Source organism: Janibacter sp. UYMM211 (genome assembly GCF_040547045.1).
GTDB classification, from domain to species: Bacteria; Actinomycetota; Actinomycetes; order Actinomycetales; family Dermatophilaceae; genus Marihabitans; species Marihabitans melonis.
Genome location: NZ_JBEPOY010000001.1, coordinates 33,447 through 45,010, shown reverse-complemented (window position 1 = coordinate 45,010; position 11,564 = coordinate 33,447). Strand labels below are relative to the sequence as shown.

At 75.1% G+C, this 11,564-nt stretch carries 11 protein-coding genes; 6 read left to right on the top strand and 5 right to left on the bottom strand.

Features of this window, described 5'->3' with window-relative positions:
• The first annotated feature begins 15 nt into the window (after window positions 1–15).
• On the top strand, window positions 16–906 hold the full coding sequence (locus ABIB53_RS00245) for an alpha/beta fold hydrolase (protein WP_354586650.1): 891 nt from the start codon (window positions 16–18) through the stop codon (window positions 904–906).
• 184 nt (window positions 907–1,090) lie between these two features.
• Here ABIB53_RS00245 and ABIB53_RS00240 read toward each other — a convergent pair whose 3' ends face one another.
• The 3 genes from ABIB53_RS00240 to ABIB53_RS00230 form a co-directional block, all read right to left on the bottom strand.
• Entirely contained in the window at window positions 1,091–2,362 is a 1,272-nt protein-coding gene (locus ABIB53_RS00240) for a ribonuclease D (RefSeq protein WP_191563802.1), read from the bottom strand.
• Window positions 2,359–2,940: a DUF3000 domain-containing protein gene (locus tag ABIB53_RS00235; protein ID WP_068275439.1), complete on the bottom strand. Its 582-nt coding sequence runs from the start codon at window positions 2,938–2,940 to the stop codon at window positions 2,359–2,361. Before ABIB53_RS00235 ends, ABIB53_RS00240 begins: the two co-directional genes overlap by 4 nt.
• Window positions 2,941–3,052: 112 nt before the next feature.
• Window positions 3,053–4,519 (bottom strand): hypothetical protein, encoded by a 1,467-nt coding sequence (locus ABIB53_RS00230; protein WP_354586649.1) that lies wholly within the window; start codon window positions 4,517–4,519, stop codon window positions 3,053–3,055.
• 102 nt (window positions 4,520–4,621) lie between these two features.
• Between ABIB53_RS00230 and ABIB53_RS00225 the strand changes: the two genes are divergently transcribed.
• Together ABIB53_RS00225 and hemE are read left to right on the top strand one after the other, a co-directional pair.
• On the top strand, window positions 4,622–5,458 hold the full coding sequence (locus tag ABIB53_RS00225; RefSeq protein ID WP_354586648.1) for an EamA family transporter: 837 nt from the start codon (window positions 4,622–4,624) through the stop codon (window positions 5,456–5,458).
• Between the two features lie 122 nt (window positions 5,459–5,580).
• On the top strand, window positions 5,581–6,645 hold the full coding sequence (hemE, locus tag ABIB53_RS00220; protein WP_354587347.1) for a uroporphyrinogen decarboxylase: 1,065 nt from the start codon (window positions 5,581–5,583) through the stop codon (window positions 6,643–6,645).
• Here the strand turns inward: hemE and ABIB53_RS00215 are convergent.
• Window positions 6,593–7,588: a DUF4349 domain-containing protein gene (locus ABIB53_RS00215; RefSeq protein WP_354586647.1), complete on the bottom strand. Its 996-nt coding sequence runs from the start codon at window positions 7,586–7,588 to the stop codon at window positions 6,593–6,595. The two genes, hemE and ABIB53_RS00215, sit on opposite strands and share 53 nt — an antisense overlap.
• Before the next feature lie 128 nt (window positions 7,589–7,716).
• On the opposite strand from ABIB53_RS00215, the gene hemG reads away from it, so the two are divergent.
• From hemG to ABIB53_RS00200, 3 genes are all read left to right on the top strand, one after another.
• Window positions 7,717–9,168: a protoporphyrinogen oxidase gene (gene hemG, locus ABIB53_RS00210; RefSeq protein WP_354586646.1), complete on the top strand. Its 1,452-nt coding sequence runs from the start codon at window positions 7,717–7,719 to the stop codon at window positions 9,166–9,168.
• Entirely contained in the window at window positions 9,165–9,881 is a 717-nt protein-coding gene (hemQ, locus tag ABIB53_RS00205; RefSeq protein ID WP_123091881.1) for a hydrogen peroxide-dependent heme synthase, read from the top strand. Before hemG ends, hemQ begins: the two co-directional genes overlap by 4 nt.
• A 197-nt stretch (window positions 9,882–10,078) precedes the next feature.
• Window positions 10,079–10,990 carry a type IV toxin-antitoxin system AbiEi family antitoxin domain-containing protein gene (locus tag ABIB53_RS00200; protein ID WP_354586645.1) on the top strand — a complete coding sequence of 304 codons (912 nt, stop codon included), beginning with the start codon at window positions 10,079–10,081 and terminating at the stop codon, window positions 10,988–10,990.
• Window positions 10,991–11,096: 106 nt separating this feature from the next.
• On the opposite strand, the gene msrB is transcribed toward ABIB53_RS00200, so the two are convergent.
• Window positions 11,097–11,522 (bottom strand): peptide-methionine (R)-S-oxide reductase MsrB, encoded by a 426-nt coding sequence (msrB, locus tag ABIB53_RS00195; RefSeq protein ID WP_372430348.1) that lies wholly within the window; start codon window positions 11,520–11,522, stop codon window positions 11,097–11,099.
• Window positions 11,523–11,564: the final 42 nt, after the last annotated feature.

The following is an 11,564-nucleotide window of genomic DNA, read 5'->3' as shown; positions in this document are numbered from 1 at the left end:
CGGCAGGGTGGTCGGATGAGCGGCGCCGAGATCTTCGACGGCTTCGTCGACGAGCGGGTCGACGTCGGCGAGGTCGTCCTGCGGGTGCGTCACCGGTTCACCGACCCCGCGCGCACGCCGGTGCTCCTCGTCCACGGGCACCCGCGCACCGGCGCGACGTGGCACGAGGTGGCCCGTCGGCTCGTCGAGCGCGGGCACGACGTCGTCGTGCCCGACATGCGCGGCTACGGCGCCTCGAGTGCGCCCGAGCCCCGGCCCGACCACCGGCAGCAGTCCAAGCGCGCCGTCGCGGGCGACCTCGTGCGGCTGCTCGACGTCCTCGACGTGCCTCGCGTCGTGCTCGCCGGGCACGACCGCGGCTGCTACGTCGCGCTGCGGCTGGCGCTCGACCACCCCGACCGCGTCGCCGCCCTCGGGGTGCTCGACGGGGTGCCGATCAGCGAGGCGCTGGCGCGGTGCGACGCACGCTTCGCCGCCGCATGGCCGCACTGGTTCTTCTTCGCGATGCCCGACAAGCCCGAGCGCGCGATCCTCGCCGACCCGCTCGCCTGGTACGCGCCGTCCCCGCAGCACATGGGCGCCGTGGCGCTCGCCGAGCTCGAGGAGGCGCTCGTGCGACCGCAGGTCGCGCGGGCGATGCTCGAGGACTACCGCGCGGGGCTGGGCGTCGACCGCGCGGACGAGGAGGCCGACCGGGCCGCGGGGAGGCGGCTGCGCATGCCGACGACCTTCGCCCGCAGCCGCGACGACGACCTCGCCGAGCTGTACGGCGAGCCGGTGCGGATCTGGCAGGACTGGGCCGACGACGTCGTCGAGGTCGTCGTCGGGTCGGGCCACCACATGGCCGAGGAGGCTCCCGGCGAGGTCACCGACCTCCTCGCGGACCTGGCCGCCCGCGCCCGCTGACGCGCCCCGTCGTCGGTGCCGGTTCCCCCTTCGCCGCGGGGTGACGGTGCCCCCTTCGCCGCCGGGTGAAGGTGCTCCCTTCGACGCGCGCTACGGCGCAGTACTGGTCGCGACCACGACCACTACTGCGCCGTAGCGCGCGTCAGAGCGGGAGCGAAGGGGGACGAGCGGCGGCCGAGCGGGGTCAGCCCGTGTGCTCCTCGAAGGCTGCCGCCAGCATCGGGGCGACGACCTCTCGCTGCCAGGGCCGCACGCCGTGCGCGGCGAGCGCCGCCTCGAAGCCGGCGGCGTCGGTCTGCTCCGGTGGCGTCCACACGACGCGACGCAGCGGGTCGGGCGCGCAGACGTTCTCGACCGGGATCGTGTGCGCCTCGGCGAAGGCCGTGAGCATCTCGCGGGTCGTCGTGAGCCGGGCTGCGGCGACGGGGTTGCGGTCGGGCCAGCTGCGCTGCGGCGGCGGGGCGTCGGTGCGCACGGACACCGGGGGCAGCTCGGAGTCGGGGAGCGCCGCGGCCCGCTCGACCGCGGCGAGCCAGTGCCGGCCGTAGCGCGGCACGCTGCGCGGCGAGGTCGGCAGGTCGGCCGCGGTCGTCGGGGACTCCATGGCGATGGCGACGAGCGCCGCGTCCGGGACGACGCGGCCGGGGGAGATGTCGCGCTCCTGGGCGATGGCGTCGCGGGCGTACCAGAGCTCGCGCACGGTCGCGAGGACGCGCGGCTTGCGGATCTTGTGCATCCCCGAGGTGCGCCTCCACGGGTCGTCCTTGACGGCCGGCTGCCAGGTGAGCAGCGCCTCGAACTCCTGGCGCGCCCACTCGGCCTTGCCCTGCACGGCGAGGTCGATGCCCATGAGGTTGCGCACCTCGCCGAGCACCTCGACGTCGAGCGCCGCGTAGCGCAGCCACGGCTCGGGCAGCGGGCGGGTCGACCAGTCGACCGCCGAGTGCTCCTTGGCCAGGCTCAGCCCGAGGTAGTGCTCGACGACGGCGGCCAGGCCGACGCGGGGCAGCCCGAGCAGACGGGCGGCGAGCTCGGTGTCGAAGAGCTGGCGCGGCCGCAGGCCGACCTCGGCGAGGCAGGCGAGGTCCTGGGTCGCGGCGTGCAGCAGCCACTCGCCGCTGCCGATCGCGCGGTCGAGCGGAGAGAGGTCGGGCACGGCCATCGGGTCGAGCAGCCAGGTGCCGGCGTCGTCGCGGCGCACCTGCACGAGGTAGGCGCGCTGGCCGTAGCGGTAGCCCGAGGCCCGCTCGGCGTCGAGGGCCACGGGGCCGCTGCCGCGGGCGATCGCCTCGGCGCACTCGAGCAGACCGCGCTCGGTCGTCACGACGTCGGGCACGCCCTCGGCCGGCTCGGACAGCACGGGCAGAGGAGCAGGGGTGGGCTGCTCGGCGGCCTCCTCGAGGTCACGGACCTCGGAGGGACCGCTCTCGTCCGGTCCGCCTCCGGCGGTGCTCATCGGCGCCTCCCCGGCAGGGCGACGACGCCGTCGGGCAGCGGGGGCAGCCCGCCGATCGTGCACAGCAGGTCGACCCACGCCTCGAGGTGCTCCCCGACCTGGGCGTCCTGCGGGCTCCACGACGCGCGGATCTCCATCTCTACGCTCACCGAGCGGTCCTCGAGGTCGCCGTAGGACTCCGAGACGACGCGCGTCACCGTGCCGGCCTCGGCGACGAGCTCGACACCGCGCTCCTCCAGGGCGTCGACGAGCCAGGACCAGCCCACCTCGCCGAGCACCGGGTCGGTCGCGACCTCGGGCTCGAGCTCGGCGCGTGCGTAGGTGACGACCCGCCACGGGCCGCCCCACGGCTCGGGCTCGGAGGGGTCGTGCAGCAGCACGAAGCGTCCGGTGGCGAGCTCGTCCTCGCCGTTCGCGTCGAGCACGTCTCCGGTCATCGCCACGGCGTGCGGGGCGATCCGGGTGGGTGCGGGGACCTCGGTGAGCCGCACCTCGGGCCGCACGCTCGCCGCGTGCAGCGCGCTGAGAGCGTGCTCGAAGTCGTCCGCGCCCTGCGCGGAGGTCGGTCGGGTGGCCACGTCGCGAGGGTAGGTCGACCGGTGACCCCGCGGGAGTTGCCACGCCGGGGGCTCCCCCTTCGCCTGGCCTCCCGGGGTGACCGGCGTCCTGGGCCCCCCCACGCCGGGCCGATCAGTCCCGGCTGACGACCATGCTGGTCACCCGGTCGGCGTCGTCGTAGCGGACGGTCCACACCCCGCCGTCCACGGGTCGCTGCTCGACCCGCTGAGGATCGGTGCGCGCCGGCGCCAGTCCCTGGCGCAGGGCGCGCAGGTCTGCCCGCGTCGGCTGCGGCGGCAGGCCGTCGACGGCCGCGGCGAGCCGGTGCCCCCCGTGGCGCCCGCCCAGCTCGATCTCGTCGACCTGGTTGGCGCGGAACCCGACGCGCACCCCGGGCAGGGCGCGCACCCGGTCGACCAGAGGATGGTCACGGTCGCGGCCGAGGGTGTCGAGGAAGGTCACGAGGTCCCCGCTCACCCGCCACCGGCGGTCGGGGACCGCGTGCCCGCCCCGTGGCCGGACGGACACCGATCTCGGGGCGACCGCGGTCCCGAGGGCGCCGTAGCCGATCACCACGTCACCGACCGGGGACCGGAAGAGATCCAGGTCCGCGGTGGTCAGCACCGGACGCCCCAGGGCGCTGGCCACCTCCTCCCGCGACGGCGGTCGGGTCAGACCGGGCAGCAGGGCGGGTCGGCCCTCGTCGGGGTGCAGCGCGGGCGCGCGGACCTCGGTCACGCGCCGGTCCTCGAGCAGCACCTCGACGCCACCGGCGAGCTCGATCATGCGCCGCGACCCCAGCAGCGAGTCCGTCCACCGACGACGCGGCTCGCCGAGCAGGGCGATCAACGCCCCGAGCGGGGCGCTGCCCTCGTCCTGACCGAGCGCGTGGAGCATGACCCCGATGGCCTCGACGGGTGCCGTGGGCGGGACCGGACGGGAGAGCCTGAAGCCGACGAGCCCGCCGGCGTCGTCATAGCGTGCGGTGAGTCGATCGCCCTCGAGACGATGGACGTCGGGCCCCTCGTCGACCGGGTCGCCGAGGATCGCGGCCACCCGCGCGCGATCGCTGCCGGCGGCCAGACCGACGACCAGCGCTCCCGCTCGCGGATGTGCGGCCCCACCGGTCAGGTCGAGCTCGACCCCGACGTGCACGCCGTCGCGCTCGACGGCCCGGGCCGTGCCGCCGGCCAGGGCACGCGACCGGGTGACGGCGTCGTCGTCGACCGCCGCGCCCAGCGCGTCGAGATGGCACCAGATCTCTCCGGCGACTCGGGGCGGCACGGTCCGCTCGGCCCACGGCGACCAGCACTCGGGACGCCAGCGACCGCCCGACGGGCTGAAGAGCAGCCGGTCCGGGTGATGACCGGACCAGCACTCGCCCAGGAAGGGCCGCAGCGCGTCGGGCTCGGCCAGCCCCGTGCGGTACTGCTCGTCGGTCAGCGCGTACAGCGCGTCGGCCGACCCGTGACCGACCTGCTGGTCCACGCCGACCCACGCTCGCCCGCTGGTCACCTCGACCCCGAGGCTCGGCCGGCGTGCGACCTCGACGAACCACCGCTGATCCGGCGTCCGGCTGGGTCCGGTGCGAGTGCTCACCTGCCGATCCTCTCCTGCCGGGCCTGCGTCAGGGAGCCCGCTCCCGTCGCAGGGACCCCGCGGTGCCAGGCCGGGGGCTCCCCCTTCGCCTAACCTCGCGGGGTGACCCTCGTCCTCGGCCTCCTCGCGGCGGTGGTGTGGGGCAGCTCGGACTTCGTCGCCGGGCTGACGTCGCGGCGCACGCCCGCGGGGGTCGTCCTCGGGTGGAGCCTGGCGGTCGCCGCGGTGCTCACGAGCGTCGCCGTCCTCTCCGCCGGGCCGCTGCCGCCCGGTCGCTGGTGGCTGTGGGGGAGCCTGTCGGGGGTCGTCGGCACCCTCGGCCTGTGCGCGCTGTACGCAGGGCTCGCGGCGGGCCGCATGGGCGTCGTCGCACCGGTCGCCGCGTGCGGCGTCGTCGTCCCCGTCGTCGTCGGGCTGCTCGGCGGTGACCCGGTCGGCGTCCTCGTCGTCATCGGCCTCCTCTGCGCGGTCGTCGGCATCGTCCTCGCGAGCGGTCCTGAGCTGCGGACGGGGGCGAAGGGGGAGCGCGCCGGCCTCCCGGTCCTCCTCGCGCTCCTCGCGGCGCTCGGACTGGGGGCCTCGCTCGTGCTCGTCGAGCGCGGGTCGCACAGCTCGGTCCTGCACACCCTGTGGTCGCTCAAGGTCGTCGGCGCGCTCGTCGTGCTCCTCGGCGCGCTCGCCGTGCGCCGGGTGGGGGTGCCGCCGCGCGCGACCCTGCCCGGGATCCTGCTCGTCGGTGTCGCCGACCTCGGGGCCAATGTCTTCTACGCGCTCGCCGCGACGCGCGGCCCGCTGTCGGTCGTCAGCGTCCTCGCCTCGCTCTACCCGGTCGCCACGGTGGCGCTCGCGACCCTCGTCCTGCACGAGCGGCTGCGGCCGGTCCAGGCGGCCGGGGTCGTCCTCGCCCTCCTCGGCGTCGTCCTGCTCGCCGCCGGCTGAGCCGCGGGCGAAGGGGGGACGAGGGTTTCGTCACCGGCCCGGCCGTGGGGGAGGATCGGGGCGTGAGCACCGCCGACCCCACCGCCGACGCCCGCGCCGACCGCACCGGTGCCGCACCGGGCCTGCAGCAGCCGCTCGAGGCGGCGACGACCTCGGCGGACAGCGACCTCGTCCGCGCGGCACGGGGGCTGCCCGTGCGCCGCACGCCCGTGTGGTTCATGCGTCAGGCCGGCCGCTCGCTGCCCGAGTACCGCGCGCTGCGCGAGGGCAACGAGATGCTCGCCGCGTGCCGCACGCCCGACCTCGTCACCGAGATCACGATGCAGCCGGTGCGCCGTCACGGCGTCGACGGGGCGATCTTCTTCTCCGACATCGTCGTGCCGGTGCACGCCGTGGGCGTCGACCTCGACATCGTGCCGGGCCGGGGTCCGGTGGTCGCCGAGCCCTTCCGCACCCGCGCCGACCTCGACCGGCTGCCCGAGCTGACGCCCGAGCACGTCCCGGACATCACCGAGTCGGTGCGCCGGCTCGTCGCCGAGCTCGGCCCGGTCCCGCTCATCGGCTTCGCCGGAGCGCCCTTCACCCTCGCCAGCTACCTCGTCGAGGGCGGGCCGAGCAAGAACCACGAGCGCACCAAGGCGCTCATGCACGGCGACCCCCAGCTGTGGCACGACCTGTGCGAGCGGCTCGCGCGGATCGCGGGCGCCTTCCTGCGGGTGCAGGTCGAGGCCGGCGCGAGCGTCGTCCAGCTCTTCGACTCCTGGGCCGGCTTCCTCTCGCGGGCCGACTACGTGACGCACGTGCAGCCCCACTCGGCCGCGGCCCTGGCGATGGTCGCCGACCTCGACGTCCCGACGATCCACTTCGGGGTCGGCACCGGCGAGCTGCTGCGCGACATGGGCGCGGCGGGGGCCGACGTCGTCGGCGTCGACTACCGGACCTCGCTGGCCGACGCGATCGAGCGGCTCGAGGGCCGCCACGCCGTCCAGGGCAACCTCGACCCCGCCCTCCTCTTCGCCCCGTGGGAGCCGCTGGCGGCGGCGGTCGAGCGCATCGTGGCCGAGGGCCACGCCGCGCCGGGCCACATCTTCAACCTCGGCCACGGCGTGCTGCCCACGACCGACCCCGACGTCCTCACCCGTGTCGTCGAGCTGGTCCACCAGCAGCCGGTACGAGCGGCGGGCTGACCCGCCGGCGCCGCCACCACCACACGAGAGGCGCGGTGACGAGCAGCCCGAGCGCGACGAAGGGGGTGAGCGCCCCCAGGACCGTGAGCAGCACGGCCGCCGAGCTGCCGAAGGCGTCCCAGCCGGCCGACAGCCCGGCGACGAAGCCCGTCGCGTCCTCGTCCTCGCGCTCCGGCGCGCCCTCCTGCGACAGGCTGACCGTCACCGGCGAGGTGCTCGTGCGCCGCTCCAGGTCCTTGAGCTGGGCCAGGAGCGACTCGAGGTCGGCCTGGCGGGTCGACAGGTCGCTCTCGAGGGTGACGAGCTGGTCGATGTCGTCGGTGCTCGCGACGAGCCGCTGGACGCGGGCGATGGAGGCCCGCATGGTCTTGATGCGCGAGGCGGTGTCGGTGTAGGTCGAGCTCTCGTCGCTCGTCGAGGTCGTGCGCCGCTCGACGGTCCCGAGCTCGGACAGCGCGTCGAGGGTCGTGTCGAGACGTGAGCTCGGCACGGTGACGACCACCTCGCCCCACGCGTGACCCTCGTCCGAGGAGACCTCCTCCGAGGTCACCGCGCCGTCGACCCGGGCGGCCGCGCTGCGGACCTTCGCCGCGGCCTGGTCGACGTCGGCGACGGTGAGGTCGAGGGTCGCGCTGCGGGCCAGGCGCTGCTGCGAGACGACGGTGCGCTGCTGGGAGCGCGCGCCCGTCGCCCCCTTCGCGCCGGTGGCCGGTCGGCTCGCGTCCTGGTCGTCGGCGACCGAGGAGTCCTCGGCGGCGCCTCCCTCGCCCTGGGCGGTCGCGCCCTCGGACCGGGGGACGCCGGAGTCGGAGGACGACCCGCCGAAGCCGCACCCCGTGAGCGTCACCGCCGCCACCAGCGCCGCGGCGGCCGTTCCGACGGCCGAGCGGCGCCACCCCTTCGTGCTGTCCTCGCCATGAGTCCTGCTCGCCTGCGTGCTCATCGTCTGCCCCCTGCTCTCTCGGCACCGCCGGGTGCGGCGCCGTCGGGGATGGGACGGCGTCGGCGGGGCGGGGGGTTCCGGCCGGGGCGGTCACGATCGGGTCACGCGTGGGTGGCAGAGTTGGGGGCATGGCTCGAGTCGTCGTCATCGGGGCCGGGATCGCCGGTCTGACCACCGCGGAGTCGCTCGCCGCGCGCGGGCACGACGTGCTCGTCGTCGAGGGGCGCGACCGCGTGGGCGGCGTCGTCGCACCGGCCGAGGTCGCGGGGGTTCGCCTCGACGTCGGCGCCGAGTCCGTGCGGATCACCGACGACGCGACGGCGGCGCTGGAGCGCGTCGGTCTCGCGCAGCGCCAAGTGCGCCCCGAGCCCGTCCCCGCGCAGCTGTGGGACCGGGGCCGGCTCGTGCCGCTGCCCACCCGGACCTACATGGGGGTGCCCGCGGACGCAGCGACGACCGGCGGCGTCCTCACCGAGCAGGAGCAGGAGCGGGCGGCGAAGGGGGGACCGGCAGCCCTCGGCGAGGGGCCCGACGCCGACGTCTCCGTGGCCGCGGGCATCTCCGCCGAGTACGGACGCGCCGTCGTCGACCGGCTCGTCGAGCCGCTCCTCGGCGGGGTCTACGCCGGTCGCGTCGACGAGCTCTCGCTCCCCTCGACGATGGGCGGGCTGTGGCAGGCAGCGCGCGAGCACGGGTCGCTCGCCGCCGGCGCCCGCGCGCTCGTGCCTCCTGCCGACCCCGCGGCGGCGCCCGCCTCGGGCGCAGGCGGGGCGACAGGCCGGCGCGGACCCGCCCTGCTCGGCGTCGACGGGGGAGTCCACCAGCTGCCGCTCGCGCTCGCGGACCGCGTGCGTGCGCACGGCGGGCAGATCCGCCTCGGCACGATCAGCCGTGGCGTCGAGCGCACCGCGCAGGGCTGGCGCGTCGTCGTCGGCCCGACGACCGCGCCCGAGGCGATCGACGCGGACGCCGTCGTCGTCGCGACCCCCGCACCTGCCGCGACCCGCCTGCTGCGCGACGTCGCCCCCGTCGCCGCCGACGCGCTCGCCGAGGTCGAGACCGCCTCGATGGCCGTCGTGACCATCGCGGTCCCGGTCGGCCGCGACGGCTGGGATGACCTGCCCGGCTCGGGCTTCCTCGTGCCCGCGGTGGACGGGCGGCTCATCAAGGCGAGCACCTTCGTCAGCACGAAGTGGGCATGGGCGGCGCAGGCGGCGCGCGAGCACGGGCTGCTCCTGCTGCGGGCCTCCGTCGGACGCGCCGGCGACGCCACGAGCCTGCAGCGCGAGGACGCCGAGCTCGTCCGCGGGGCCCTCGCCGACGTCGCGACCGCGCTGGGTCGGCCCGTGCCGCAGGTCGCCGACAGCCACGTGCAGCGCTGGGGCGGGGGGCTGCCGCAGTACACGGTCGGCCACCGCGCCCGTGTCGCCCGCGTCGTCTCCGGCCTCGCCGACCTGCCCGGGCTCGCCGTCACCGGCGCGACCTACGAGGGGGTCGGCATCGCCGCCGTCATCGCCCACGCCCGGGCCACCGCAGACACCACCCACGACCAGCTCAGCCACACCAAGGAGATCGCATGAGCACCCGTCCGTCCCCGTCCAAGCCGTCGCGCGAGCAGCTCGAGGCGATCAACTCCTCGGTGCACTACGCGATGTTCTCCGTCTTCGCCGCGGTGAGCCCCCTCGGCGAGGACCGCGAGGGCGCGGCGGCCGAGGTCGCCGAGCTCTTCGCCGAGCTCGAGGCCGACGGGGTGCGCATCCGCGGGACGTACGACGTCGCCGGTCTGCGCGCCGACGCCGATCTCATGATCTGGTGGCACGCCGACACCATCGAGCAGCTGCAGGGCGCCTACCACCGCTTCCTGCGCACCGCGCTCGGCCAGCACCTCGAGCCCGTGTGGTCGGTGGCCGCGCTGCACCGCCAGGCGGAGTTCAACCGCAGCCACATCCCGGCCTTCATGGCCGGCGAGGACCCCCGCGCCTACCTGTGCGTCTACCCCTTCGTGCGCTCCTACGACTGGTACGTCATGGACGAGACCGAGCGCCGCTCGATGCTCGCCGAGCACGGCGCCATGGCCCGCGACTACCCGGACGTGCGCGCGAACACCATCAGCTCCTTCGCCCTCGGCGACTACGAGTGGGTGCTGGCCTTCGAGGCCGACGAGCTGCACCGCATCGTCGACCTCATGCGCGAGCTGCGCGCCTCCAAGGCCCGCCTCCACGTCCGCGAGGAGATCCCCTTCTACACCGGCCCGAGGGTGGAGATGGCCGACTTCGTCGACCGCCTCCGCTGACGCCCCACCTGCCCCAAGTTTCTCGGGTCACCCGATAAACCCCGGCTCAGCACGAGTCCCGAACTCCTGCCGAGCCGGGGTTTGTCTTGCTCAGTGCCCTCGACGTGGTTGTCCCCAGGCACCGACCGCTCGGGAACCTCGTCCACAGCCCGGGGTCGACCACGGCGCCGACAGGGCACAGAGCGCGACCGTGACGCATGCATCTCGTCACCCCAGACATCTTCAGCTGCCTGCTCGCGATGCCGGACGGCATCTTCACCCGCCAGGACGCCCTGCGGTCGGGCATGAGCGACGAGGTCCTCACCGCCGGGTGCCGCCGCGGTGTCATCGTGAGGATCTGCCGGGGCGCCTACACCCGACCCGGGGAGTGGACGAAGGGGGAGCACCGTCGCCTCCTCGCCCGGGCGGCCCTGCGGGTCTACCCGGACGCCGTCCTCGCGAGCGGCACCGCCGTCGAGGCTCATGGCGTGCCGACCTTCGAGGTGGCGGTGATCCGGACCGACATCTGCCGGCCCATCGCCCGCGAGGCCTTCACCGAGCAGCTGCGCATCCGCCCCCTTCGCCAGGAGCCGGTCGCCACGCCCTGGGGTCCGGCGGTGCCCCTGCCCGACGCGCTCGCCCAGACGGCCGTCGACCACGGGATCCCCGCCGGCGTCGCGTCGATCGACGCCGCTCTCCACGAGCGGAGGGTCTCGATGCACGAGCTCGAGGCCGTCCGAGAGGCCATGGCCGGCACCCCGCGCTCGTCCCGTCTCACGTGTGCCCTCGCGTGGGCCGACGCGGCGGCCGAGTCCCTCGGCGAGAGCGTGACCCGGGTCGCCCTTCGTGGTGCGGGGCTCGAGGTGGAGTCGCAGGTGGACATCGCCGACCAGGACGGGGTCTTCGTCGGGCGGGTCGACCTGCGCATCAAGGGCACCCGGGTGCTGCTGGAGTTCGACGGCAAGGTCAAGTACACGGAGGGCGGCACTGACGCCCTCTTCCGTGAGAAGAAGCGCGAGGACCGGCTCCGCGCCCTCGGTTACGTCGTCGTGCGGCTGACCTGGGCGGACCTCTTCCACACCGATCGCATCATCGCCGCCGTCACGGCAGCCCTCGCCGTCGCCGCGTGACCCGCTGAGCATGACAAACCCCGGCTTCGCACGAGTTTCTTGCTGGTGCCAAGCCGGGGTTTATCGGGTCACCCGAGAAACTGGTGACGGGTGGGGCGAAGGGGGATCAGCCCTGGGCGGGGCGCAGGGTCATGGCGATCGAGTTGATGCAGTACCGCTGGTCGGTGGGGGTCTCGTAGCCCTCGCCCTCGAAGACGTGCCCGAGGTGGCTGCCGCAGCTGCCGCAGCGGACCTCGACGCGGGGGCGGCCCGGGAGCGAGTCGTCCTGGATGTACTCGACGCGGTCCTGCGCGAGCGGGGCGAAGAAGGAGGGCCAGCCGCAGTGGCTCTCGAACTTCTCCGTCGAGGTGAAGAGCTCCGCGCCGCACGCGCGGCAGGCGTACACCCCTTCGGTCGTCGTGTCGGTGTACTCGCCGGTGAAGGGGCGCTCCGTGCCGGCCTGACGCAGCACCGAGTACTCGTCGGCGCTGAGCTCGGACCGCCACTGGGCGTCGTCCTTGGACACGGAGTACTGCCGGCCGGTGGGCTCCACGATGGTCTCCTTCGCGGGTCGGGGGTGGATCACATCATGCCA

Coding starts and splice junctions, on each gene's coding strand:
- ABIB53_RS00245 (WP_354586650.1), top strand. CDS start 16: ATGAGCGGCGCCGAGATCTTCGACGGCTTCGTCGACGAGCGGGTCGAC.
- ABIB53_RS00240 (WP_191563802.1), bottom strand. CDS start 2,362: ATGAGCACCGCCGGAGGCGGACCGGACGAGAGCGGTCCCTCCGAGGTC.
- ABIB53_RS00215 (WP_354586647.1), bottom strand. CDS start 7,588: ATGAGCACGCAGGCGAGCAGGACTCATGGCGAGGACAGCACGAAGGGG.
- hemG (WP_354586646.1), top strand. CDS start 7,717: ATGGCTCGAGTCGTCGTCATCGGGGCCGGGATCGCCGGTCTGACCACC.
- hemQ (WP_123091881.1), top strand. CDS start 9,165: ATGAGCACCCGTCCGTCCCCGTCCAAGCCGTCGCGCGAGCAGCTCGAG.
- ABIB53_RS00200 (WP_354586645.1), top strand. CDS start 10,079: ATGCATCTCGTCACCCCAGACATCTTCAGCTGCCTGCTCGCGATGCCG.